The sequence below is a fragment of the Panacagrimonas perspica genome, from assembly GCF_004364935.1.
Classification (GTDB): domain Bacteria; phylum Pseudomonadota; class Gammaproteobacteria; order Nevskiales; family Nevskiaceae; genus Panacagrimonas; species Panacagrimonas perspica.
On record NZ_SOBT01000008.1, the window covers coordinates 989,835 to 1,014,056 of the forward strand.

General features: G+C 67.5%; 27 protein-coding genes. 17 read left to right on the forward strand and 10 right to left on the reverse strand.

Going from position 1 to position 24,222, the window contains the following annotated elements; translation table 11 throughout:
- Positions 1-51 precede the first annotated feature (51 nt).
- Positions 52-1,854: a metallophosphoesterase family protein gene (locus tag DFR24_RS04395; RefSeq protein WP_133880109.1), complete on the forward strand. Its 1,803-nt coding sequence runs from the start codon at positions 52-54 to the stop codon at positions 1,852-1,854.
- A 91-nt stretch (positions 1,855-1,945) separates the two neighbouring features.
- Here the strand turns inward: DFR24_RS04395 and DFR24_RS04400 are convergent, their stop codons facing one another.
- Positions 1,946-2,773 carry an SDR family oxidoreductase gene (locus tag DFR24_RS04400; RefSeq protein ID WP_133880110.1) on the reverse strand — a complete coding sequence of 276 codons (828 nt, stop codon included), beginning with the start codon at positions 2,771-2,773 and terminating at the stop codon, positions 1,946-1,948.
- Between the two features lie 115 nt (positions 2,774-2,888).
- On the opposite strand from DFR24_RS04400, the gene DFR24_RS04405 reads away from it, so the two are divergent.
- Genes DFR24_RS04405 through DFR24_RS04470 form a run of 14 tightly spaced genes read left to right on the forward strand, consistent with a single transcriptional unit; the run spans position 2,889 to position 13,760 of the window.
- A complete protein-coding gene (locus tag DFR24_RS04405; RefSeq protein WP_133880111.1) occupies positions 2,889-3,323 on the forward strand; it encodes a helix-turn-helix domain-containing protein in 435 nt (144 codons plus the stop codon).
- Entirely contained in the window at positions 3,320-5,659 is a 2,340-nt protein-coding gene (locus tag DFR24_RS04410; RefSeq protein ID WP_133880112.1) for a VIT domain-containing protein, read from the forward strand. The genes DFR24_RS04405 and DFR24_RS04410 overlap by 4 nt, the downstream gene beginning before the upstream one ends.
- Positions 5,660-5,715: 56 nt before the next feature.
- Entirely contained in the window at positions 5,716-7,155 is a 1,440-nt protein-coding gene (gene tldD / locus DFR24_RS04415; protein WP_133880113.1) for a metalloprotease TldD, read from the forward strand.
- A complete protein-coding gene (locus DFR24_RS04420; protein WP_133880114.1) occupies positions 7,155-7,622 on the forward strand; it encodes a hypothetical protein in 468 nt (155 codons plus the stop codon). Before tldD ends, DFR24_RS04420 begins: the two co-directional genes overlap by 1 nt.
- Positions 7,619-8,191: a 16S rRNA (guanine(966)-N(2))-methyltransferase RsmD gene (gene rsmD, locus DFR24_RS04425; protein ID WP_133880115.1), complete on the forward strand. Its 573-nt coding sequence runs from the start codon at positions 7,619-7,621 to the stop codon at positions 8,189-8,191. The genes DFR24_RS04420 and rsmD overlap by 4 nt, the downstream gene beginning before the upstream one ends.
- Positions 8,188-8,361, forward strand: coding sequence for a hypothetical protein (locus tag DFR24_RS24660; RefSeq protein WP_210772458.1), 174 nt, complete (start codon positions 8,188-8,190; stop codon positions 8,359-8,361). The genes rsmD and DFR24_RS24660 overlap by 4 nt, the downstream gene beginning before the upstream one ends.
- The gene (coaD, locus tag DFR24_RS04435) at positions 8,358-8,852 is read left to right on the forward strand and encodes a pantetheine-phosphate adenylyltransferase (protein WP_133880116.1); all 495 of its coding nucleotides are present in this window, start codon (positions 8,358-8,360) and stop codon (positions 8,850-8,852) included. Before DFR24_RS24660 ends, coaD begins: the two co-directional genes overlap by 4 nt.
- A 7-nt stretch (positions 8,853-8,859) precedes the next feature.
- Complete coding sequence (locus DFR24_RS04440; protein WP_133880117.1) at positions 8,860-9,633, forward strand: ABC transporter substrate-binding protein; 774 nt, start codon at positions 8,860-8,862, stop codon at positions 9,631-9,633.
- A 58-nt stretch (positions 9,634-9,691) separates the two neighbouring features.
- Positions 9,692-9,949, forward strand: a complete 258-nt coding sequence (locus DFR24_RS04445) for a YfhL family 4Fe-4S dicluster ferredoxin (RefSeq protein WP_133880118.1) — start codon at positions 9,692-9,694, stop codon at positions 9,947-9,949.
- A complete protein-coding gene (gene ggt, locus DFR24_RS04450; protein WP_133880119.1) occupies positions 9,946-11,628 on the forward strand; it encodes a gamma-glutamyltransferase in 1,683 nt (560 codons plus the stop codon). The genes DFR24_RS04445 and ggt overlap by 4 nt, the downstream gene beginning before the upstream one ends.
- A 7-nt stretch (positions 11,629-11,635) precedes the next feature.
- Positions 11,636-12,262, forward strand: a complete 627-nt coding sequence (locus DFR24_RS04455; RefSeq protein ID WP_210772457.1) for a MotA/TolQ/ExbB proton channel family protein — start codon at positions 11,636-11,638, stop codon at positions 12,260-12,262.
- Between the two features lie 3 nt (positions 12,263-12,265).
- Positions 12,266-12,676: an ExbD/TolR family protein gene (locus DFR24_RS04460; RefSeq protein ID WP_133880121.1), complete on the forward strand. Its 411-nt coding sequence runs from the start codon at positions 12,266-12,268 to the stop codon at positions 12,674-12,676.
- On the forward strand, positions 12,673-13,083 hold the full coding sequence (locus DFR24_RS04465; RefSeq protein ID WP_133880122.1) for an ExbD/TolR family protein: 411 nt from the start codon (positions 12,673-12,675) through the stop codon (positions 13,081-13,083). The genes DFR24_RS04460 and DFR24_RS04465 overlap by 4 nt, the downstream gene beginning before the upstream one ends.
- A complete protein-coding gene (locus DFR24_RS04470; RefSeq protein WP_133880123.1) occupies positions 13,080-13,760 on the forward strand; it encodes an energy transducer TonB in 681 nt (226 codons plus the stop codon). The genes DFR24_RS04465 and DFR24_RS04470 overlap by 4 nt, the downstream gene beginning before the upstream one ends.
- 91 nt (positions 13,761-13,851) lie before the next feature.
- Here DFR24_RS04470 and DFR24_RS04475 read toward each other — a convergent pair whose 3' ends face one another.
- The 4 genes from DFR24_RS04475 to DFR24_RS25265 all read right to left on the reverse strand — a co-directional run bounded on the left by DFR24_RS04475 (position 13,852) and on the right by DFR24_RS25265 (position 17,570).
- Complete coding sequence (locus tag DFR24_RS04475; protein ID WP_133880124.1) at positions 13,852-14,868, reverse strand: hypothetical protein; 1,017 nt, start codon at positions 14,866-14,868, stop codon at positions 13,852-13,854.
- Between the two features lie 144 nt (positions 14,869-15,012).
- Positions 15,013-15,783, reverse strand: a complete 771-nt coding sequence (gene xth, locus DFR24_RS04480) for an exodeoxyribonuclease III (RefSeq protein ID WP_133880125.1) — start codon at positions 15,781-15,783, stop codon at positions 15,013-15,015.
- Between the two features lie 82 nt (positions 15,784-15,865).
- Positions 15,866-17,407: a cryptochrome/photolyase family protein gene (locus DFR24_RS04485; RefSeq protein WP_133880126.1), complete on the reverse strand. Its 1,542-nt coding sequence runs from the start codon at positions 17,405-17,407 to the stop codon at positions 15,866-15,868.
- On the reverse strand, positions 17,400-17,570 hold the full coding sequence (locus tag DFR24_RS25265) for a DUF2256 domain-containing protein (protein WP_133881460.1): 171 nt from the start codon (positions 17,568-17,570) through the stop codon (positions 17,400-17,402). Before DFR24_RS25265 ends, DFR24_RS04485 begins: the two co-directional genes overlap by 8 nt.
- Positions 17,571-17,793: 223 nt before the next feature.
- On the opposite strand from DFR24_RS25265, the gene DFR24_RS04495 reads away from it, so the two are divergent.
- Both DFR24_RS04495 and DFR24_RS04500 read left to right on the forward strand, forming a co-directional pair.
- Entirely contained in the window at positions 17,794-18,729 is a 936-nt protein-coding gene (locus DFR24_RS04495; RefSeq protein WP_246051512.1) for an acyl-CoA thioesterase, read from the forward strand.
- 7 nt (positions 18,730-18,736) lie between these two features.
- Positions 18,737-20,521: a patatin-like phospholipase family protein gene (locus DFR24_RS04500; RefSeq protein WP_133880127.1), complete on the forward strand. Its 1,785-nt coding sequence runs from the start codon at positions 18,737-18,739 to the stop codon at positions 20,519-20,521.
- Between the two features lie 34 nt (positions 20,522-20,555).
- Here the strand turns inward: DFR24_RS04500 and DFR24_RS04505 are convergent, their stop codons facing one another.
- The 5 genes from DFR24_RS04505 to DFR24_RS04525 form a co-directional block, all read right to left on the reverse strand.
- Complete coding sequence (locus DFR24_RS04505) at positions 20,556-20,900, reverse strand: DUF4870 domain-containing protein (RefSeq protein WP_133880128.1); 345 nt, start codon at positions 20,898-20,900, stop codon at positions 20,556-20,558.
- Between the two features lie 80 nt (positions 20,901-20,980).
- Complete coding sequence (locus tag DFR24_RS04510; protein WP_210772456.1) at positions 20,981-21,817, reverse strand: enoyl-CoA hydratase-related protein; 837 nt, start codon at positions 21,815-21,817, stop codon at positions 20,981-20,983.
- Between the two features lie 103 nt (positions 21,818-21,920).
- Positions 21,921-23,123: a cyclin family protein gene (locus DFR24_RS04515; RefSeq protein ID WP_133880129.1), complete on the reverse strand. Its 1,203-nt coding sequence runs from the start codon at positions 23,121-23,123 to the stop codon at positions 21,921-21,923.
- Positions 23,120-23,347, reverse strand: a complete 228-nt coding sequence (locus DFR24_RS04520) for a hypothetical protein (RefSeq protein WP_133880130.1) — start codon at positions 23,345-23,347, stop codon at positions 23,120-23,122. Before DFR24_RS04520 ends, DFR24_RS04515 begins: the two co-directional genes overlap by 4 nt.
- Positions 23,348-23,465: 118 nt before the next feature.
- On the reverse strand, positions 23,466-24,179 hold the full coding sequence (locus DFR24_RS04525; RefSeq protein WP_133880131.1) for a hypothetical protein: 714 nt from the start codon (positions 24,177-24,179) through the stop codon (positions 23,466-23,468).
- Positions 24,180-24,222: the final 43 nt, after the last annotated feature.

The window sequence follows — 24,222 nt, forward strand, 5'->3', positions numbered from 1 at the left end:
CGCAGTACGATCCGGGAATGTGAGCGGTGGGGCGGAGCAGGGGAGAGAAATATGAGAACCACTCAAGACATCGGCTTCGTCGGCCGTCTTTCGGGCCTCGCGCTCGCCGTCGTCGTGCTGGGCCTCGCGGCCTGCGACTCGGGGTCGTCGTATCTGAAGGGAGGCTCCTCCGCACGCGCGGATGGGCCGGCGCGCTGCGCCGCGCTGATCGACGAGGCCGCCGTCACGCGCCAGGAACTTGCTGCCGGTGCGCGCTCGTCGTCGTCCCGGCTGATGCTGCGGTTCGTCCACCTCACCGACGATCACATCATCGACGACGACGGGCAGGGCGTGATCGGCGCATCGGTGATCGATCCGCTCTCGGTGCAGTTCGAATCCGCGATGCGCTTCCAGGAAGAGTATTCGGACGAGGTCCTGAACGATCTCGAGGGGCGTATCAATGCCTGCGTCGCCGAGTATCCCGCCGAGTTCAGCATCGTCACCGGCGACAGCGCGGACCTGACGACGGTCGGCGAGATCCGCCGCTTCATCGACAACCTGGACGGCACCTATGACCAGATGAGCCGCTTCGAGCAGATCTGCCGCGCCTCGCAGCCCGAGGGCACGCCGGAGTCGGTGCTCGCGCTGAACTGCACGCGCTTCACGGGCCGCGGCGTCGCCGACACCCAGACACCCGATCCGGATCCGGAGAACCTGCTGTTCCAGCCGCTGGTGACGCGCACCGTGCTGCAGCTCACGGCCACGCAGACCTCGTCGATTCTCGGTCGCGCCAGCGATGGCTCCACCGACCTTGCGCGCCAGACGGCGACGCGCGCGCCGGGTATGCCCGAGATCCTGCGCTGCAATGCGGGCGCACCGGGTTGCATCAACACCCGCCTGTCCACGCCCTGGTACGTCGTCTTCGGCAACCACGACGGCTATGTGCGCGGCACGCTGCCGCTGGAGCTGGGCATCAACGAGGCGGCGCTCGCGTTCGGCCGCCACTTCATGGTCCGCCAGTCCGAGTTCGTGCGGGAATTCTTCAACTCGTCCGCCACGCCGGGCCCGATCGGGCACGGCTTCGGTTTCGTCGAGCCGGCGCGCCTGAACGACGACAACGATCGCAACGACGGCTACTACGCGTTCAACGCCGGTGGCGGGAAGTTCCGCATGATCGTGCTCAACAGCATCATCGACGGCGTCGATCCGCGGCTGCCCACCGAGCTGCTGCGCAACCCGGCGGCGCTCGCCGATGGCGGCCTGGATCGCGCGCAGTTCACGTGGCTGCAGGCGCAGTTGCAGGATGCCTACGCCCGCAAGCAGCTGGTGATGGTGTTCACGCACCACCCGGACCTGACGTTCGCCGAGTACGGCACGTTCGCGGCGCTGGTGCCGATCGACGTGACGGCGGTGGAGCTGGACGGGCTGCTGGCCAGCTATCCGAACCTGATCGCCTGGGTGGCCGGGCATACGCACCGGCATCGCGTGCGGCCGTTCAAGGTCACCGGCGAGACGGGAACCAACGGCGTCGTCACGGCGCCGGTCGCCTGCAAGGCGGCGGGCGCCTGCACCGGCTTCTGGCAGATCGAGAGCGCGTCGCTGATCGACTTCCCGCAGGAGCAGCGCCTGATCGAGGTGTTCGACAACGGCGATGGCACCGGCACGATCCGCGGCCCGATCTTCGGACACGGCGTCGAGAACTCACGGCGCCTGGCCATCGCCGACGATCGTTGCGCGCTGTATCTCGCCGATCCGGCCTCGCTGGTGGACGCTCTCACCGAGGCGGATCTCGGCGTGCTGTGTTCGCAGGGCGGCACGCGCCAGGGCGAAGCCGCCGATCGCAATGTCGAGCTGACGTTCCGGATGCCGTTCTAGCGTCACCGTAGCCCGGACGAAGTCCGGGGTTCCCCTCGGATGAGAGAGAGGCGCCCCGGACTTCGTCCGGGCTACGGGTGCGGCATGCGTCTCAGCCCTTCTCGAACGGCTTCAGGCTGCCCGGGACCTGCGTCAATCCCTTGCCCAGCGTCTGCGCGCCGCCCAGGCTCCAGCCGCCGTCGACCGGCAGCACGACGCCGCTGACATACGACGCCATCGGGCTGGACAGCCACAGGCAGGCATCGGCGATGTTGTCGACGGTGCCGAGCCGCTTGATCGGCACGCTGTCGATCGCCAGCTGGATCGCGGCGGGTGTCGGCGCGAGGCGGCGCATGCCTTCGGTGTTGTCGATCGGTCCCGGCACGACGGAGTTCACGCGGATTCCGGCGGGACCCCATTCGAGCGCGGCGACGCGCGTGATCATGTCGACACCAGCCTTCGCGGCGCAGACGTGCATCTGGAATTCCATCGGCAGGAACGCCTGCGGCGCCGAGATGTTGATCAGGCTGGCGCCCGGCTTGGTCAGGTACGGGAACGCCGCGCGCAGCACGTGGAAAGTTCCCATCAGGTCGATGTCGACCACCGACTTGAAGCCGTTGGGCGAGATGCCCAGCGCCGGCGCGGGGAAGTTGCCCGCCGCGCCCGACACCAGCACGTCGATGGTGCCGAACCGGGCCTGCGTCGCCTTGAACGCTTCTTCGACCTTGGCGTACTCGCGCACGTCGAGCGAAAAACCTGCCGCCTCACCGCCATGCGCCTGGAGCGCTTCGACCGCCGCGCTGACCTTCTCGGCCGAGCGCGAGGCCACGGTGACCTTGGCACCTGCGCGCGCGAACGCGTGAGCCACCCCGAGGTTGATGCCGCTGGTGCCCCCGGAGATGAAAACGTTCTTGCCGGAGAAATCGAAGGCTGAGGACACGGGCTGCTCCTGGGGCGTTGGGTAGGGGAATGACGAAGGTGTCGATTATCGGCTGGCGTGACGGATCTCACGCAACTGGCCTTGCATTTCCATAAAGCCAGTTTATATTGACAGTATGACTGTCACTAAAGAAACGACGCCCAATCGCGGTTATTCCCTGGACGAACTCAGCGCCCTGGTAGAGCTGCCGCGCCGGACGGTGCGCTATTACATCCAGCTCGGACTGGTCGATCGGCCCGAAGGCGAAACCCGCGCGGCGCGCTACACCGCGTCGCACGTCGACCAGTTGCTGATGGTCAAGAAATGGACGCTCGCCGGCCTGTCGCTCGAGCGCATCCGCGAAATGAAGGAAGCCGGCCCGGAGCCGTCGCTTCCGCTTCCCACGCGTCGGCCCGGCTCGGTCGAAGTGTGGAGCCACCTCTTGATCGACGAGGGCGTGGAGCTGCTGATCGAGCCGACACGGGCAGGGCTTGCTCCCGAGCAGGTCCGCCAACTTTTGCGCCGAACCATCGAGGCGCTGCAACACATCAAGAAGGACTCATCGAAATGAACACCACTACCGCCGCCCTGCGCGCGCCCTCCCTGAAAACGCTGCAGGGGCAGATCGTGCCGCTGCAGGCCCTCGACATTTCCGGCCAGCTCGAAGGCGCGCTCGCGCGCATCGGCCTGACGCAGACGTTCCGCAACACCGAAGAGGTCAATGTCGAGGCCGTCTACACGTTCCCGCTGCCGGTCCAGGCCGTGCTGCTGGAACTCAAGGTCACCATCGCGGATCGCACGCTGGTGGGCCGGGTCGCCTCGCGCCAGCAGGCCGAGGCCCGGTACGAGGAGGCGCTGTCGGAAGGGCACACGGCCGTCATGCTCGAACAGGTAGAGCCGGGCCTGTACACGCTCAACCTCGGGAATCTGCTTGCCGGCGAGCGCGCTCAGATCCATCTCCACTACGCGCTGCCGATGCGCTGGGAGGGCGACGCGCTGCGCCTGTCGCTGCCCACGACCCTGGCCCCGCGCTACGGCGACGCCACGCACGCTGGCGTGCAGCCGCACCAGGCGCCGCACACCGATCCGCTCGCGGAGTATCCGTATCGGCTGGCTTTGACGATTGGCGGCGCCCTGTCGCTGGCGATGCTGTCGTCGCCGACGCATGCGATCGTCACCGAGCGCGAGGGAAGCGCGCTGAGCGTTCGAATTGCCGACGCGCGTGTGTTCGCCGACCGCGACTTCGTGCTGAACCTGAAGGCCGCCGGAGCGGGGCAATCGAGTCTCGCGCTGGCAGCGGATGGCGAAGGCCACGCCGCACACGCTGTCTTCCGCATTCCCGAGCGCAAGGCGGATCAGCCGATCTGCCTGAAGCTGCTCGTTGACTGCTCGGGTTCGATGGCCGGCGATTCGATGGCTCTGGCCAAGGCGCTGGCGATGCGTGCGCTCGACAGCCTCGGCGCCCGGGACCGCTTCTCGCTGACCGCCTTCGGCAGCCAGCACCAGCATCACGCGAACGGCAAGGTTTGCGACGCCGGTTCCGGCGCGGCGCTGGTGGCGGGCCGCAGCTTCGTCGGCGGGCTCGACGCCAACCTGGGTGGCACCGAGATGCTGTCGGCGCTCCAGGCGGTGTTCGCATCCACGCGCGGCCGGGGCGACGACAAGGCGGCCGACGTGCTGCTGATCACCGACGGCGAGACCTGGGATCGCGATGCGATCGTCGCGGCCGCTCGCGCGTCGGGGCATCGCATCTTCGTGATCGGCGTCGGCAGCAGTCCGTCGGAGATCCTGGCTCGCGGCATCGCCGAGGCCACCGGCGGATTCGCGAGCTTCGTTGCGCCGCGCGAGGACGTGGTGCCGGTCATCGAACGCCATCTCGCGCGCATGCGGCTGCCGCGCGTCGTCGAGGCAAAGCTCAAGCTGCCGGGCAAGACGCTCTGGCAGTGCCCGGCGCATCTCGAGGCGGCGACGTTCGCCGGCGACACCCTGCATGTCTTCGCGGGTCTCGCCGCAGTGAAGGCCTCTGCCGACGCGCACCTCGACATCCGGTACGCGGACGGCAGCATCGTCACCGTCAGCGCCTCGTCGTCGGGACCTGCCGAGGCGCGCACCGACGACGCACTGCCGCGGATCGGCGCGGCGCAGCGGCTCTGGTGGGCGGGCGCCGGGCTGGTGGATTCCAGCGAGCAGGAGCTGACCGAACTCGCCCTGCGCTATCAGCTGATGAGCGCGTTCACCAACTACATCCTCGTGCACGAGCGCGGTGAGGACGCGGCGACGACGCTGCCGGAACTGCGCTCGGTGCCGGGCATGCTGGCGGCCGGGTGGGGCGGTGCAGGATCGGTGCTGCCGCAGGAGGTGCAGGCTTGCGTGATGAGCGCGCCCGCGCCCATGCCTGAATCGCGCGAGAGGTCGAAGCTCAGCCGCAAGGCCATGGGCAAGCCGGGCGCAGGTCTCCAGGCTCCGGCCTGTGCGCCGATGGGAATGTCGATCGAAGAGTGTGGCGACGCACGGATGATCGATCGCAACGTCATCGATACGCCGCGACACTTCATCGAGCGCCTCAACGACTCGTTCGGTCTGCTGCATCCGGAGCGCAAGCTGTTGCGCACGTTCGCCGAGCTCGAACTCGCGGGGCTTCCGCAGGGTGTCCTCGATGCCTTGCAGGCGCTGGAGCGCGAAGGCCACGCGGAGGAAGCGATCGTCCTTGCCTTCTGGAAGGCCCTCCTGGAATCGCCGGCCGGAGCCATCTTCGGACGGATGCACCGGCGCGGAATCCTGGCGGCGGTCAAGGCTGCTCGATTGCCCGATGCGCTGACCTCGAAACTGGGCAGCGTTTTGCAAGGCACGGAACTGGATCGCTGGTGCTGGAACCCGGTGCCGGCGGAGGCTGCCGCGACGGTCTGAACGGCGCGGTCTGATAGGCTGCTACGGCACTCTTCGAATGTCGTAGCAGCCTCTTCATGACCGACGCACTCGCCACTGCCCGCCGCCAGTTTCTCGACCCCGCCGGTCTCGACGAAGGTCACCTCGATCGCGTGCTGGGCGAAACCCTGTCGACCGGCGCCGAGGATGCGGACCTGTACTTCCAGTACTCGCGCACCGAGCACTGGTCGCTGGAAGAAGGCATCGTCAAATCGGGCAGCCATTCGGTGGAGCAGGGCGTCGGCGTGCGCGCCATTTCCGGCGAGAAGCAGGGTCTGGCGTATTCGGAAGACATCCAGCTCGACGCGCTGATCGAAGCGGCCAGCGCATCGCGCGCGATCGTCGCGGATGTCCGCGGCACGCAGATCGCGCCGCAGCGCATCGTGCAGGGCCGCTCGCTGTACCCGGCGGTGGATCCTCCGGCGTCTGCCGACGCACCCGCCAAGCTTGCGCTGCTGCGTCGCGCCGATGCCGCCGCGCGCGCGGCCGATCCGCGGGTCAAGCAGGTGATGTGCGCGCTCGCCGCCCAATACGAGGTGGTGATGGTGGTACGTGCCGACGGCCGCCGCGCCGCGGACGTGCGGCCGCTGGTGCGCATGGACGTCACCGTCATCGTCGAGCAGAACGGTCGGCGCGAGCAGGCCCATGTCGGCGGCGGTGCGCGCGCGGAACTCGACTATTTCACGAAGGATCTTCCGGAAACCTACGCCAAGGAAGCCGTGCGCCAGGCGCTGGTGCTGCTGGATTCGGTGCCCGCTCCGGCGGGTTCGATGACGGTGGTGCTCGGGCCGGGCTGGCCCGGCATCCTGCTGCACGAGGCCGTCGGCCACGGGCTGGAAGGCGACTTCAATCGCAAGGGCACGTCGGCGTTCTCCGGCCGCGTCGGCCAGAAAGTGGCGTCGCCGCTGTGCACCGTCGTCGACGACGGCACCTTGCCCGGTCGTCGCGGCTCGCTGAACCTCGACGACGAGGGCAACCAGAGCAACTGCACGCGCCTGATCGAGGACGGCATCCTCGCGGGTTACATCCAGGATTCGCTCAATGCGCGGCTGATGAAAGCCAAGACCACCGGCAATGGCCGTCGCGAATCGTTCGCCAGCCTGGTGATGCCGCGCATGACCAACACCTACATGCTCGCCGGTCCGCACGATCCGGAAGAGATCATCGCCTCCGTGCCGCGCGGCATCTACGCCGTGAGCTTCGGTGGCGGACAGGTCGACATCACGTCCGGCAACTTCGTGTTCTCCGCGTCCGAGGCCTACCTGATCGAGGACGGCAAGATCACGCGTCCGGTGAAGGGTGCGACCTTGGTCGGCAACGGCCCCGAGGTGCTCAACCGCGTGTCGATGGTCGGCACCGACCTGAAGCTCGACGCCGGCATCGGCATCTGCGGCAAGGACGGTCAGAGCGTGCCGGTGGGCGTGGGTCAGCCGAGCCTGCGCATCGACGGCCTCACGGTGGGAGGCACGCAGGGTTGATGTCGCCGCTGCGTTTTGAAAGCCGCCTGACGGCTGCCGCGCCCACCGTCTGGGCCGAGGTCTCGACGATGGGCGGAGTCAACGCCGAATTGTTGCCGCTGATGCGCATGACGCATCCCGCTCACGCACACCGCCTCGAATCCGCCGACGCGAAGCCCGGCGCCGTGCTGTTCCGCAGTTGGCTGCTGGCGTTTGGCGTGCTGCCGATCGATCGGCATGCGCTATCACTTGAACGCCTGTATCCCGGTGAGGGCTTCGACGAGCGCTCGTCTTCGTGGATGCAGCGCGTCTGGATCCATCGCCGTCGCATCACCGCGCTCGATGGCAGCACCTGCCTTGTCACCGACGAGGTTGCCTTCGAACCGCGCGTGCCGCTGGCAGCGGCTCTGCTGCGGCGCATCGTCGGCGGCCTGTTCCATCACCGGCACCGGCGTCTGCGGCGCCGCTTCGGCGAGGTGATGTCATGACGGTCCGCAAGCTCGGGGAGCTGCGCATCATCGGTGGCCAGTGGCGTAGCCGGCTGGTCGGCTTCTCCGCCAAGGACGGCGTGCGACCGACGCCGGATCGCGTTCGCCAGACCGTGTTCGACTGGCTCGCGCCGCGCATCGAGGGCGCGCAGTGCCTGGACCTGTTCGCCGGCAGCGGTGCACTGGGTCTCGAAGCACTGTCGCGTGGCGCCGGCCGGGTTCGTTTCATCGAGACCGGGCGCGAGCAGGTCGCGAAGATTTCCGCAGCGGTTGCGCAGCTCGGCGGCAGTGATCGTGCCGATGTCCGGCTGGCCGATGCGATGGTCGAGCTGGCGCATCCGAAGGATGCGTTCGACATCGTCTTCGTCGATCCGCCGTATTCGAGTGGATTGCTGCAAAAGGCGTTGCCGCTGTTGCCGGGTCTGCTCAAGCCCGAAGCGCGCATCTATGTCGAGTGGCCCGGAGAAGAGCGTCCGCCGATACCGGAGGGCTATAGCTGGCTCCGGGAAAAGAGCGCCGGTCGGGTAAGCTTCGGGCTCCTCACGTATACGCAGGAAGGCAGCGCATGAGCAGCATCGTCGCCGCGTACTCCGGAAGCTTCGACCCGATCACGCTCGGGCACAACGACATCATGCATCGGGCGGCCCCAAGGTGTGCCCCGAAGCTGATCATGTGCGAGGGCGAGGAGCGGTTTTTTTCAGTGACGATTCACCCGGTGCGTGCAGGGGGGCGTTCGTGAGCATCGTCGCCGCGTATTCCGGAAGCTTCGACCCGATCACGCTCGGGCACAACGACATCATGCATCGGGCGGCCCGGATGTTCCCGAAGCTGATCATCGCGGTCGGTCACAACGTTGCAAAGAATCCGAAATTCACGCTCGAAGAGCGCGTGATGCTGATCGAGGAAGCCACGCGCGATCTCAAGAACGTCGAGGTCAAGGGCTTCAGCGGGCTGGTCGTCGACTTCGCGCGCGACAACGGCGTGACGGTGCTGGTGCGCGGCGTGCGCACCGTCGGCGACGTCGATTACGAAAAGCAGATGGCCGTCATGAACCGCGATCTCTACGCGGTCCTCGACACGGTGATGCTGACGCCGGCGCCCGAATACGCGCATCTCTCGTCGAGCCTGGTCCGCGAGCTCGCGAGCCTGGGGGCGCCGGTCGAGAAGCTGGTGCCTCCGGCCGTGATCCCGTTGCTGCTCGAACGATTCGGGCGCAAGAAGTCCGGCTGAGGCGGCGGTGCGCGTCGTCTCCCACACCTGCTCGAACACCGAGATCGTCTGCGCGCTCGGCTGCGCACACATGCTGGTCGGCGTCGACGAGGATTCCGATTTTCCGGTTGCCGTCGTCGAGCCGCTGCCCAAGCTCGGACGCGACCTGTCGCTCGACGTGCCGCGCGTGCAGGAGCTGAAGCCCGACCTGGTGCTGACCTCGCTCACGCTGCCCGGGCACGAGAAGATCGTCGCCGAACTCGAAGCGGTCGGCCTGCGCAGCCTGGTCTGCGAACCTCTGACGCTCGAGGATGTGTACGGCGACATCGCGCGCATCGCCGATGCGCTGGGCGTGCCCGAGCGCGGTGGGGCCTTGATCGCCTCGATGCGCGCCGAGATGCCGCCGATCACGCCGGCGGCTGATGCGCCGCGCGTGCTGATCGAGTGGTGGCCCAAGCCGGTGATCGCGCCGACGCGCGATTCCTGGGCCAGCGACCTGATCGAGCTGGCAGGGGGCGTCAATCCCTGGCGCTCGCTGGAGGGCAAGAGCAAGCCGCTGACCGACGAACAGATCCTCGAGCAGCATCCGGACATCGTCGTGATGGCCTGGTGCGGCGTGCCGCTGCAGAACTATCGCGCCGACATCGTGCGGCGGCGTCCGGGCTGGGAGGCGGTTCCTGCGGTGCGCGACGATCGCATCCACGCGGTGACGGAAGCCTTCCTGGGACGACCGGGTCCGCGCCTGGTCGACGGCTATCGGGCACTTCGCACGCTGATCGAAGACGCTCGCGGCCCGCACTGAGTCGACGCGCGGTGCGACGCGGTTCGCGATGGCTGCCCCGACAGGCGAAAATGCCGGCATGGCCCTGAAGATCACCGACGACTGCATCAACTGCGACGTCTGCGAGCCGGTGTGTCCGAATCAGGCCATCTTCCAGGGCATCGAGATCTACCAGATCCACCCGTCGCGCTGTACCGAGTGCGTTGGCCATTTCGACCAGCCACAGTGCGTCGAGGTCTGCCCGGTACATTGCATCCCGCTCGATCTCGAGCACCCCGAGACGCCGGAGCAGCTGCAGGAAAAGTACCGGCGTCTCACCGAGGAAAAGACCGTATGAGGCCGTTGTTCTCGCAGTCGCTGGTTTCGCTGTCGCTGCTGTTCTTCGCGGCATTCGCCAACGCCGCCAAGCCGGGTTCGAACGCCGTGGCCAGCGCGCATCCGCTGGCGACCGAGGCAGGTCTGGAGATGCTGGCGGCCGGAGGCAATGCGTTCGACGCCGCGGTTGCGGTCAGCAGCACGCTGGCGGTGGTCGAGCCCACGGGGTCGGGCCTGGGCGGCGGCGGGTTCTGGCTGCTGCATCGCGCAGAGGATGGGATGGAAGTCTTCGTCGACGGTCGCGAGACCGCGCCGTCCGCGGCGCGCGAGAACATGTACCTGGATGCCAAGGGCAACGCGGTCGACAAGCTTTCGCGCGACGGTTCGCTCGCGGCCGGAATTCCCGGTGAGCCGGCGGCACTCGCCCATCTGTCGCGCCGCTACGGAAAACTGCCGCTGGCACAGGCGCTCGCGCCGGCGATCCGCGCCGCCAAGGCCGGATTCATCTGCGACGAAAAGCTCGCCGACGCGTTCGCCGGCCAATGGGGCCGGCTGGCGGGCGAGGGGCAACGCGTCTTCGCGATCGAAGGACGCGCGCCGCGCAAGGGCGATCGGATCCTGCAGCCGGATCTGGCACGCACGCTGGAGCGCATCGCGCAGTCGGGTGCACCGGGCTTCTACGAAGGCGAGACTGCGGCGGCGCTGATCGCGGGGGTCGTTGCGGGCGGGGGCATCTGGACCGCCGACGACTTGCGCCATTACCGCGTCGTCGAGCGTCCGCCCACCGTGAGTTATTTCCGCGGCCTGCGCGTCGTCTCCGCGCCGCCGCCGTCGGCGGGTGGCATCGCGCTGGGTACCACGCTCGGGCAACTGGAGGCGCTGGGATGGAGTGCCAAGGCCGGCGTGCAGTCGAAGCATCTGCTGATCGAATCGCTGCGTCGCGCGTATCGCGATCGCGCCGCCTTTCTCGGCGATCCGGATTTCGTGAGCGTGCCGACGTGGTCGCTGCTCTCCACCGGGTATGCGCGCTCGCTGGCCGCGACGATCGATCCGAAGAAGGCCACGCCGAGCGCGAGCCTGCCGCCGGCGCAGCCGCCGCCGCAGGGACCGCAGACGACGCATTTCTCCGTCCTGGATGCCGACGGCAACCGCGTGGCGGCGACCTTGTCGATCAACCTGCCGTTCGGATCGGGCGCGATGGCCGCGGGAACCGGCGTGCTGCTCAACGACGAGATGGACGATTTCTCGGCCAGCGTCACGGCGTCGAATGCCTACGGCCTGATCGGCTCGGTGCCCAATCGCGTACAGCCTGGCAAGCGCCCGTTATCGTCGATGAGCCCGACGTTCGTCGAAGGTCCGCGCGGTCTGCTGGTGCTCGGAACACCCGGCGGCAGCCGCATCATCACGATGGTGCTGCTGGGCATGCTGGCCTGGGATTCGGGTGCCGATGCGGCGTCGATCGTCGCGCTGCCGAGATTTCATCATCAGTATCTGCCGGATGTCGTGCAGTTCGAGCCCGGCGCGTTCTCTGCGGAAGAACAGGGGCAGCTCGCGGCGATGGGGCACACGCTCAAGCTGCTCGGCTCGACCTACGGGAACCTGCAGGCGGTGACCTGGGACCCGGTGAGCGGCAAGGTCGATGCGGCGTCGGATCCGCGCGGCGTCGGCGCGGCCCGCGTCGTCGCAGCGCCGGCGCGTTGAGATCTCCGTGAGCGGATTGATCGAATGGCTGCGCCTCGGCGGACCGGCGATGCTGCTGCTGGTGCTGCTGTCGATCACTGCGCTCACCCTGGTGATCATCAAGCTCTGGGAATTCTCCGAACGGCGCATCGGCGAGCGCGGGTTCGTCGCCACGGCATTCGCCGCGTGGGATCGTGGCCAGGCGGATCAGGCGATCGCCGCGATGTCCGGCACGCCGTCGCCATTGGCCGCCGTGCTGTCGCAGGCGATGCAGACCTTGCGTGACGCGGCGCTGACCGATGCGCAGGCGCGCGAACGGATCGAGCGTTCCGCGATCGAACAACTCGACTCGGCACGCGGCCATCTGCGCACGCTCGACCTGATCGGGAATCTGGCGCCGCTGCTGGGCCTGCTCGGAACCGTGCTGGGCATGATCGACGCGTTCCAGGCGCTGCAGGCGGCAGGCGATCGCGTCGAGCCGTCGATTCTTTCCGGCGGCATCTGGAAGGCGCTGCTGACGACGGCGGTGGGTCTGGGCATCGCCATCTCGGCGGTTGCAGCGGTCGGTTATTTCGATCGCCGCATCGAGTTGCTGCAGCAAGCGATGGAAAGCGCGCTGACGCGTTTGCTGACGACACCACGGCGACCGGGCTGAGGCATGCGCATCGCGCTCGCGCCAGTTCGTCGCTCGCGCATACCGTTGACCTCGCTGGTCGACGTCATCTTCATTCTGCTGTTCTTCTTCATGCTCGCGGCGCACGACGTCGATTGGCGCGCGCTGCGGGTCGATCTCGCCAAGCCTGCCGCGGCGCCTGCGCAACAGACCGCGACGAAGCCAGTCGACGCGCTGAGAATTGTCATGCTCGCGAACGGCGAGTTGCACATGCGGGGCCGCAGTGCGAGCAAGGCCGAGGTGCTGGACGAGATCACGAAAGGTCCCATCGATCGCACGGTCGTGTTGGTCCCCGGACGCGGCGTCGATGTCCAGGCCCTGGTGGACCTGCTCGACGCGATCACGCCGACCCGTGTGAACGTGCTGCTCGGCAGTGCCGGAAATACGCCGTCGTGAAACTGCCTGCCGCCGCCCCGCGTACCGTTGCAGGCGCCGGCAACTCGATGCTGCCGCTGATCAACGTCGTCTTCCTGTTGATGGTGTTCTTCATGCTGGTCGGCTCGCTGTCCGTGCGCGACGTGCTGGAGATCGAACCGGCACGGGCGCGGCAGCTTGCGCCGGCGGACGCCGGTAGCGGGACGCTCGTGATCGCAGCAGACGGTCGTCTCGGTTGGGGCCGGCGGATCTTCGCGCTCGATCAGCTCAAGGCGCAGGCCGCTGCGTGGCAGGCGCGCCACGCGGGTCAGACGCTGGAAGTGAAGGCGGATGCTGCTCTCGAGGCGCGGGCAGTCGTCGATATTCTCGGAGTGCTGCGCGACGCGGGGATCGTGCAGGTCAAGCTGCTCGCCGCCAACGTTCGATGAAGCTTGCGCCGCGCACTGCGGTGTCGCTGTACGTCGCGCTGGCGATGCATGCCTTGCTGTTGCTGAGCCTGGCCCTGCGGCCGCCGTCGCAGAACCCGGTGGGGTCCGGTCTGGGATTGAGCCTTCCGGGGGCAGGACTGGATGAGGCCGAGCGCCTGCTCGCGACAGCGCCTCCGATGGCGGGAACGGAAACGTCGACGCCGCGTGATGTCGTCCCGACGGCGAGGATCGTTGATTCCCTGGAATCCGAAGTCGCTGATGCGCCGGTTCGACGCAAGGCCCCGGTTCACCCGCCTGCAGCGACGAAGCGTCCCGATTACGCCGAAGACGTCAAAGCGACTGCGCTCGACGAGAAGCGGACCCGTGCGTCTGCGCCGCTGATCGCGCAGGCCGGAGGCGGTGGCAGTGGAAATTCGTACTACGTGCGCCTGAGGACGCACCTCGCGGGCTTCCGGCGCGAACTGCCTGCCGGCTTGCCGCCGGGCAGTGCGCGTGTGCGTTTCCGAGTTTCGCCGGAGGGATGGATCAGCGAGCTGGAACTGGTGCAGAGCTCGGGTGTGCCGAGCCTGGATGCCGAAGCGCTGGACCTGTTCCGCCGTGCCGCGCCATTGCCGCCGCCGCCCGATGCACGTGAACTCAGATTGATCGTGCCCGTCTCGATCGACGGGCCGGGCTGAGAGTCCGCCACGTAGCCCGGACGAAGTCCGGGATCACCGTACGATTTGCGAGGGGAACCCGGACTTCGTCCGGGCTACGGTTATCGCGGAGTCAAGCCAGCGCGACCTGGGAAATCTCCAGTTCGTTCGTCACGTTCTTTTTCTTCTTCGCCGGCTTGATGCCCAGCAGCCGGCGCAGCACGGTGGCATCCACCGCCTGCGGGCGCTTCGAAAGTTTGTGGAACTGGCTCTTCTTGCCCAGGCGCGCAATCAACGCGAGATGACGCTGGATCTGCTCGACGTAGGGATTGCGGCCACCGAAATGCTTTTCCATGTAGCGATGGACCGAGCCGAAGTAACCATCGAGACGGTCTTCCCACAAATGCCGGTTGAAGTCCGGCGTCGTCGACAGCAGCGATTCGACGGTCGGATAACGCGGATCCTCGGCGCCGGGTCGCGGGCTGCCGGCCATGCCACAGATCTCGAACTCGCGGAACAGGTAGTCGCGGCACTTCTCGAGGTAACAGCGATCCGCGGTCTGCGCCAGGATGTCCGCCGTGCCGAGCATGAAACCCAGCATGCGGTCCTTCGGATGCTCCACGCGGATCTGGTCCAGCGCGATCTCGTAGCCGGTGAAGTGGACGACCTGGCGTGTGAGCGAGGCGTCCGCCGCGTAGCCGACCTGCGGCAGGAAGTCCGTCAGGAATTCGCCGCTGCGGTGAACGTGGCTGAGGGTGTATTCCGCGCCGTTGCGGGCGCCATCTTCGACGCGGCGGATGTAACCGGCATCATGGAACAGCGCAATGATCACGCCGAGCAGGCCGCGATGCGGACCCAGGCGGTTGGCTTCGTCCATGCTGCGCTCGTAGCCGTCCAGCAGGCGCGTCATCGCCAGCGAGCAGTCGAGGCTGTGCTGCGCGTCGTGATACCAGGTGTCGCAACCCAGGTAGCCGGGCAGCGTGCCGGCGTAGAGCTGGGCGAACGTGTCGTACGCGCGGCGAATCGGCTCGAGATCGTGACCGGGGTAGAGCGCGGCGAGAATCGTGGTGACGGCCGACGCGACATCGCCAGGATGCGAGATGCGCACCCTGTCCGTCACGTCGTAATGATTGCGCCGCTTGCGAGCCATTGAAGATCCTACGCAGGCTCCCCGTGAATGAGCGAATGTTCTTGTGGACCCAATATAGGCCGTCGAAGGGGACTTCGATAGCCATAAATTGGGCCCTCGGCCCCCCTGCTCCTGTGCGCTACGTCACAGCCGCCCGGCGGTCGGTCAGGCCAGGGCGAACGAGGCGACCACCGGGGCATGGTCGGAGGGCTTCTCGAGGCGGCGGGGTTCGAGATGGATACGGGTTTCGCGCAGGCCGGAGGTCAGGGCCGGCGACGCCAGGACGTGGTCGATCCGCAGGCCCATGTCCCGCCGGAACGCCGCCTGGCGGTAGTCCCACCACGTGAAGCGGGTCCCGGTCGGGGGCTGGAGGGCCAGGCAGTCGCCGAGGCCCAGGCCCAGCAGGTCGCGAAAATGCGCCCTTTCGGGCTCGCTGCAGAGGATTCCGCCCTCCCAGACCGCCGGATCGTGGGTGTCCTCGATCGCCGGGGCGATGTTGTAGTCGCCGACGACGGCCAGGCGCGGATGGGCCTGGACCTGGTTGAAGACGTAGTCGCGCAGCGCGGCCAGCCAGCGCATCTTGTATTCGTACTTCTCGGACCCGACGGCCTGGCCGTTGACCACGTAGACGCAGACCACGCGCACGCCGCCGATGGTGGCCGCGATGACCCGCTTCTGCTCGTCGGCGAAGCCCGGCATGTCCCGGCTCACGTCCTCGATCGGCAGCCGCGACAGGATCGCCACGCCGTTGTAGGTCTTCTGCCCGTTGGTGACGAGCTTCCAGCCCGCCGCCTCCAGCGCTTCCCGCGGGACCTGCTCGTCGAGGCACTTGATCTCCTGCAGCCCCAGCACGTCGACCGGGTCGGTCGCCAGCCAATCCAGCAGGTGAGGCAGGCGCACCCGCAGGGAGTTCACGTTCCAGGTTCCGATTCTCAAGGTGATCCCAGGTTGCTGCGTTCGTTGAAATTATCAACCACCTGCTTGCCCCGTGGTGCGCTGGTGATCGCGTCGCTCGCGTTCAGGCCACCCCGCCGGACCGAATCGCTGCCGCACGTTCCTGAATGGCTTGCTTCTCCTCATCGTTGAGGCGCGCCACGTTCTTCACCTGGAGCGCCATGCGCGGATTGGCGGACAGCCTGGCTTCGTGGCGCATCAGGAAGTCCCAGTACAGGGTCGTATACGGGCAGGCGCGGTCCCCCGTGCGCTTCGCCGGGTCGTAGCGACAGCCGCGGCAGTAAGGGCTCATGCGGTGGATATATTTGCCGGTGGCGATGTAGGGCTTGCTGGCCATCAGGCCTCCATCGGCGTATTGGCTCATGCCCAGTGTGTTGGGCAGTTCGACCCATTCCACGGCATCGACATAGACCGCCAAGTACCAGACATGGACCTGCTGTGGCTTCACGCCGTACAGCAGCGCGAACAGGCCGGTGACCATCAGGCGCTGGATGTGGTGGGCGTAGCCGTACTGCAGCGTCTGCGTGATGGCGTCGCGCAGGCAGGCCATATCGGTGCGGCCGGTCCAGTACCACGCGGGAAGATCCTCGTTCGCGTCGAGCGCGTTGTGCTCGGCGTAGCCGGGCATGCGCGTCCAGTAGATGCCGCGCACATACTCGCGCCAGCCAAGAATCTGCCGCACGAAGCCCTCCACGCTGGCCAACGGCGCTGCGCCCGCGTGGTACGCGGCCACCGCCGCGTCGACCGCCTCGCGGGGATGAAGCAACTTCAGGTTCAACGCTGCTGCCAGGTGTGCGTGGTGCAGCCAAGGCTCGCCAGGCCACATCGCGTCCTGGTAGCGGCCGAAGAGGGGCAGACGCTCTGCGATGAAACGCTGCAGGGCGACCAGCCCCTGCTCGCGCGTCACCGGCCAGGCGAAATCCTCCGTCCGGCCGGGATGAGTCGCGAAGTGCGACTCGACCAACGCGATCACGTCACGTGTTATCGCATCAGGCTCGAACACCGCACGCTCAGACACGGGGCCCGGGCCAGCAGTCCCGAAGGCCTCGCGATTGTCTTCATCGAAATTCCACTGGCCGCCTTCGGGCAGATCGGCGTTCATCAGGACGCCGTGACGCTTGCGCATCTCGCGGTAGAAGTACTCCATGCGGAGCGAGTTGTGGCCACGGGCGTGGGCTGCGAACTCGCGCACCGTGCAGTAGAAATGACGATCTTCACGGATCACCAACGGCAGACCCTGTGCCTGCGCCACGCCTTTGATCACCTGCAGCACGCGCCAGTCTCCCGGTGCGGTCATCACGAGGACGGCAGGACGGAGGCGGTCGACGTCAGCATCCAACTGCGCTTGAAGGCTGCCCTGGTTGGCTGCATCGCTCAATAGGGTGTAGTGCAACGTCCTGCCAGCCGCGCACAAGGCGTCCGCGAAGTGACGCATTGCCGCGAGAAACATCACCGTGCGCGGCTTGCTGGACCATACGTGCGTGGCTTCCCCGGCCACCTCCGCCATCCACACCGCGTCGCGTGCCGCGTCGAAGCCATCGAAGGCAGCGGCGTCCAGGTCGAGCTGGTCGCCGAGCACCAAGACGAGATTGCGCGGCTCAGCCACCGGTGACGACCTTGGCCCGTCGACAGGCCTCGGAGCAGAATTTCACCTCGTCCCAGCAACGGGCCCACCGGCGGCGCCAGGTCATGGGTCGGCCACAGGTCGCGCAGGGCTTGCTGGGCAGGGCTGCCTTGTTGCCGCGGAACGAGGAAGAAGAGGGCGACATGGGCGGCCTGTCTGCGTGGGGTCGCGGATCGACCGGGCTGGCAACGACGAATGCAATCCTGAGACCGGCCGAGGCCGCGTAGAGGAGCAGGCCGAGGCGGTTGAGGAGGAAGTATCGGTCACCCGAGAGGGTACTGCGGAGTGATCGGATCCAGTGGCCGTCATGATCCGCCGTATAGGCGTCCTGCGCCGATTCCCGCCGGCGCAGGACCGGACGCGGGGTCATGCCGCACAATCCCGGCATGGATCGCCTACTGCAAGACCTCGTCGAACTGATGAGCCTGGAACGGCTCGAACTCAACCTCTTCCGCGGGCCTTCGCGAAACCTGGGTGGCCGCAGCACCTACGGCGGCCAGATCGTCGGGCAGGCGATGGTGGCGGCCAGCCACACGGTGGAAGGGCGCGAGCCGCACTCGCTGCACGCCTACTTCCTGCTGCCGGGCGACATGAACCTGCCGGTGGTCTACGAGGTCGATCGCCTGCGCGACGGCGGTTCGTTCTCTTCGCGCCAGGTGCAGGCGATTCAGCACGGCCGTCCGATCCTCTCGATGATGGCCTCGTTCCACAAGACCGAGGATGGTTTCGAGCACCAGGCGTCGATGCCGGACGTTCCGCCGCCGGAAGCGCTGCGGCCCTGGCACGAACTGGTCGACGAGTGGATCGACAAGGCGCCGGACATCTCGGCCGAGGCGCGCGCCGCGCTCAGGGCCGACTTCTTCATCGAGTTCCGGCCGGTCGACCCGATGAATCCGCTGGAGCCCTACAAGCGCGGCACGCGCGGCGAGATGTGGTTTCGCGCGAAGGGCCGTCTGCCGGACGACCCCTGGCTGCATCGCTGCGTGCTGGCCTATGCCAGCGACTGGGGACTGCTGGGTGCCGCGCTGCGGCCGTACGGCCGGCGCTGGTTCGAAAGCAACATGATGGTGGCGAGCATCGACCACGCGCTGTGGTTCCATCGACAGGCGCGTGCCGACGAGTGGCTGCTCTACGTCACGGATTCACACGCCGCGCAGTCGGCGCGCGGCCTGTCACGCGGAATGATCTTCGATGCCTCCGGCCGCCTGATCGCGAGTGCGGCGCAGGAAGGCCTGATGCGGCCGATGGAATCGCGCGACACCTGGGCGCGTTCGATCGCGCCCGATTCGGTACCCAAGGCCTAGTCGGAAAGTGGACGCCGCGAACATCCTGGGCCAGTCCCCGTTGTTCGCGGCGCTGTCGGAAGCCGAGCTGCGCCGGCTCGCGGAACTGGCCGAGCGCCAGGATCTGCACAGCGGCCAGCGTCTGTACGGCGAGAACGAATCGCCGGCTTATTTCTACATCGTCGTCAGCGGCCGCCTGCGCGTCAGCGTCGGCGGCGATCTGCTGGGCTACGTCGGTCGCGGCGAGCCGGTCGGCGAGATGGGCGTGATCACCGGCGAAGCGCGCACATCGAGCGTGCACGCACTGCGCGATTCGGTGCTGTTGCGCATCGCCAGCATCCCGTTCCTGGATCTGCTCAACCGCGAAGCCCCGACCCTGATGGCGGTGACGCGGCTGATGCTCGGCCGCCTGCGCCAGTACCAGCGCAGCCGCCGTCGCGCCTCGACGCGCGCGCAGGGTGCACTGGCGGTGATCCCGGCCTCGTCCAGCGTGCCGGTGCAGGTATTGGCCGAGGCCCTGGTGCGGCGCCTGGGCGGATGGCCCGGTGCACGGCTCATCACGGCCGCGCATGTGGATGCGGCGCTGGGCGCCGGCGCGGCGCAGACCTCGTTCGACGACATCGAAGGCTGCTCGCGCCTGCGCGCCTGGCTCAACCAGCTCGAGAGCCGACATCCCTATCTCGTGCTCGCCGCGCACAGCGATCGCGATACCTGGGCCGCGCGCTGCCTGCGCCAGGCCGACCGCGTGCTCGTCATGGCCGAGGCGGGCGCCCGGCCGGTGCCGATCCCGGCGCTCGACACGCTTCCCGAGGGCAAGCTGCTGGCGCCGCTCGAACTGCTGCTGTTGCGCCCCGAGGGCGATCCATCGCCCTACACGCGCGAGTGGTGCGACGTCGTCGGCGCGCGGGCGCATTACTTCGTGCATCCCTGGTCGGACGAGGACCTGTCGGCGCTTGCGCGACAGATCACCGGGCGCGGCGTCGGGCTCGTGCTGGGCGGCGGTGGCGCGCGCGGCTTCGCGCACATCGGACTGGTGCGGGCGCTCCACCAGCTGCAGATCCCGGTCGACATCACCGGTGGCACCAGCATGGGCGCGTTCGTCGCCGCGATGGTGGCCTGCGGCTTCGATCCGGTGGAGATGAGCCACGTCGCGCGCGAGACTTTCGTCAACAACAACTTCCTCAACGACTACGTGCTGCCACGCGTGTCGCTGATCCGCGGCCGGCGTTTCTTCAACCGCCTGGTCGACATCTTCGGCGAGCGCCGCATCGAAGAGCTGCGCCGCAGCTTCTATTGCATCTCGACCAATCTCACGTCCGGCGCAACGGTGGTGCACGACCACGGCCTGCTCGCAGCGTGGGTGGGCACCAGCATGGCGGTGCCCGGAGTGGCGCCGCCGGTGGCCTGGGAAGGCGACCTGCTCTGTGACGGCGGTATCGTCGACAACCTGCCCACCGACGTCATGCAGGCGCTGGAGCGCGGCTCGATCATCGCCTGCAACGTCAGCCAGGCCGGCGACATCCGCGCGCCGGGTCGCGGCAAGGGCATTCCGGAGCCCGGCGCGCTGCTCGAGAAATGGATAGGCGAGGGCGTCCGTCCGCGCTTTTCCGAGATCCTGCTGCGCACCGCGACGCTGACGGCCGATACGCTGTTCCGCAAGGACGCCATCGATCGCGCCGACGTGGACATCCACATGCCGGTCCAGGACGTCGGCATGTTCGCGTGGAAGCGGCTCGACGAACTGGTCGAGCGCGGTTACGACCACGGCATGGAGCGCCTGGCTCCGTTGCGCGAGCAGCTACTGGGAATCTGACGCCACCGTAGCCCGGGCGAAGCCCCGGAGCCGCCTACTTAACGAGCCGCAACGTCAACGGATAGCGGTAATGCTCGCCCTTGGACGCCGACACCGCGGCGATGATGCACAGGATCAGGTTCGCCAGAACCAGCACCGGGAACATCAGGAACCCGATCAGGATCAGCGTGAGCATCGACGACACGATCCACGCGAGCGCGATCGTGATCTGGAAATTCAGCGCCTCGACCGCTTCCTTGGCGACGAACGCCGAGTCGTCCTTCTTGACCAGCCAGATCACCAGCGCACCGACGAAGCTGGTGAAGATGCCGAGCAGGTGCGCGAGCATCGCCAGGTTGCAGTCGTCCTTGCTCGGCGTGGTCGTAACGATGTCGTTCATTGGAGCTCCCCGTGGCGGAATCGCCGTAGCCCGGGTCGAGCGTAACGAAGAAACCTGCCGAATCGAAGTCCTGCCCCGTCTCAGCCTCTGGGCGGAAAGCGCGGCTCGCGTTTCTCGAGAAAGGACAGCACGCCCTCTTCGAATTCCTCGGTCGCGAGCAGCTCGGCCTGCCGGTCCGCCTCGTAGTCGAGCTGCGCCGCGAGGTCCTGTTCTTCCGCGTGCTTGAAGGCGCGCCGAAGCTCGACGGCCGCATGTGCCGGTGCCTTCGCGACCCGCGCGACGAGCGCCTGCGCCTCGTCCATCAGCGCCGCGTCGTCGACGCAGCGCCAGATCAGTCCCCATTCCGCGGCCTGCGCGGCTGGCAGGCGATCACCGATCAACGACAGCGCCATCGCGCGAGCGGAGCCGACCAGCCGCGGCAGGAACCAGGTCGCGCCCATGTCGGGAACGATGCCCAGTCTCGGCATGAACGGAAACAGGAAGAAGCTCGAGCGCGCCGCGATGACCACGTCGCAAGCCAGCGCGAGGCTCGCGCCGGCGCCGGCAGCGCTGCCGTTGACCGCCGCGATCGTCGGGAACGGCAGCGCCTGCAGGTCGGTCACGATCGGATTGATCCATTCGCGCTGTTGGCGCGAGCCTTCCTTGGCGCGCGAGGTTCGATCGCCGCCCGCCTGCAGCGACAGATCGGCGCCGGCGCAGAAGCTCGCGCCCTTGCCCGTCAGCAGCAAGGCACGAACGTCGCGCCGTGAGGCGAGCTCCGCCAAGGCCGCACGAATCTCCTGCATCAGGTCGGGGCTGAACGCGTTGCGCGATGCGGGACGGTTGAGGGTCAGCGTCGCGACGCCGGATTCGATCTCGAGCAGGAGGGTCTTGTAGGTCATGTCGTAGAAATGGGTTGCGCCGATTTGAGGAGACAAGAGGGTGTTCGCTGAATCGTAGCCCGGGGGGTGAAACCCGGGATGCCCCTCGCATACGGGGCGCTACCCCGGGGTTCACCCAGGCTACGAACGGGGAAATCGATCAGGCGAGGGCGGCTGCGGTCGCGGATTCCGCCTCGAACGCATGACCAAACCCGAGTTCGCCAGCGCGTCGCGCGATGCGCTCAAGCAGGTCGGGGTCGACCTCACCGTAGCCCTTCACGATGGCGGCCCATGCCCGCTGACGAGGTTCCGGGATGCGCCGCGCGATGTCCAGCAGCGCCTCCCAATGCTCGCCGAGCAGGGCTGCGTCGGCGGCCCCGTCGAGCGCATCGGTGGGAAGGTTCTCGGCGAATCGCGCGACCGCGATGCGCATCGGTTCGTCCATGTAGCGGACCAGCGGAAGCACGTCGCCCCATAGCGCGTCACGATGGGCCGCATCCAGGATGCTGACGAGAACCGCCGGCTCCTCGCGCAGGATCGGAAGATTCACGACCTTGTGCTGCGCGTTCTCCGACAGCACCGAGATCGCCGGCAGCAGGTCGGTCCACAGCTGCTGCGCGTGTGCGGCTTCCACGACGCGATCGAGCACTGCCTCGTCCTGCGCGGCCGCCAGGTCGCCGAGTTCGCGCTTGAGGGCGTAGCTGACGTGGATGATCAGCGACATGACCTCGGTCAGCAGGTCGCGCGATTCGTCGACGGCCAGCAGGATCGCCTGACGCAGGCGTTCGGCCGGCATCAGGTGCACGACGTGATCGAGCCGGTTCGGTGATTCCACGAAGAACGAGATGCGCAGCAGCATCTCGTCGTTCTCGATGTGTTCGAGTACCGCGCGAATCGCCTCGTCGGGCAGGAAGTCGACGAAGCGGCCGGTTGTGATCCAGTCGCGGCGTCGCAGCAGTTCCAGCGCGATCGGCAGGATCGCGGCGGTAGGCAACGCATGGATCAGGTCGTGCGCGCAACGCGGGTCGAGGTACAGGCACACGTCGGCGACGAAGGCGGGCGGCAGTCGCTGCGCCATGCGGGCGGCCTGCTTCGCCGGCAGATCGCCGGCGACACGGGCCGTCAGCAGCGGCCCCGCCATTCGGGCCATCCACGCTCCGACCCAGAAAGGCAGTCGCCGGAACGCGCGAGTGACGCGATCGAACAGCTTGCGATCGAACAGGAAGAAGCGGTCGTACACCGCGCGGCGCAGCTCGCGGACCTGCTCGGCAGGAAGGCGTTCGAGAAAGCAGAGCTGTTCGGGATCCGCGCCCAGCGTACGGCACAGCTTCAGGACCTCGGCCCTCGCGGCCAATCGCGTCATCGTCGCAGCCAGCGCAGGACGGGACCGCGCAGCAGCCAGGGGATCAGGCGAAGCAGGGCGTGATCGATCGCGGTGCGTCGCTGTGCGAGTGCCGCATCAAGACAGGACAGCAGCGCCGCCTGCTCGGCCGGACTCAGCTCGGCATAGGCACGCAGGCTCGCCGCGGGCCGGTTGAGCCGCTGTGACAAGGCCTGCAGATCCGGCCCCGACTCCGTTGTGACCACGGCTCACTCCCCGGCGCGAATGCAGAGAGTGTAGCGCTCGCCGTCCCCGTAGCCCGGGCGAAGCCCGGGGTTGCGCTCCGTGTACGAAGAGAACCCCGGGCTTCGACCGGGCTACGGGCTAAACGCGTATCGGTGCCGGCTGTCGCGTCGGAAACACGTCCTCGGCCAGCCGTCTCAGCCCGATGCGAAAGTGCTCGAAGCGTTCGGCAAGACGCCGGAACACATCGCCCAGTCCGAACTCCTGTGCCTGCACGCTACCGGCCGCACTGGCGTAATGGCTGCAGCCCATGCGCTTGTAGAACTCCAGCGAGACCGGCCTGCGCTTGAAGTCGCGGCGGTGCTCGACCCAGGGCGCGCAGATGCCGGACAGATAGAGCGCGTAGTTGCCGATGTGTGCGTTGACCAGGAAGCGGCGCTCCGGACCGGACTCGAGTCCTTCCCGGACCAGGTCCGCCAGGTATTCGTAACGCGCCGTGTCGTCGTGCTGCAGCCGATAGACGCGCTCGGTGCGCGAGAACAGTCCGAGCATGTTGGCCAGGTAATGGATGGCCTGGCGATCGAGGCGATCGCGTGGGCCGGGAATGGCCCGCCGCAGCATCACGTCGAAGAACAACTGCGGAGAGACGTCGAGGCATTGCGCGCGCTGGTCCATCAGCGCCGCGTGCACGTAGTTGGATTCGAGGATGGACTCGAGCATCAACGGGTTCTCGTGCACCCGCTGCACCGCTTCGACCGGATCCACGCCAGCGACCGGAAAGTGCTCGAACAGGAAGAGCAGATCCTTCTGCTGGAAATGCTGCAAGCCCACTGCTGCGAAATCTGGCGACTGCATGATCGACACCTCGCGAGAGACCTGACTTGCTTCAAGCAAAGTC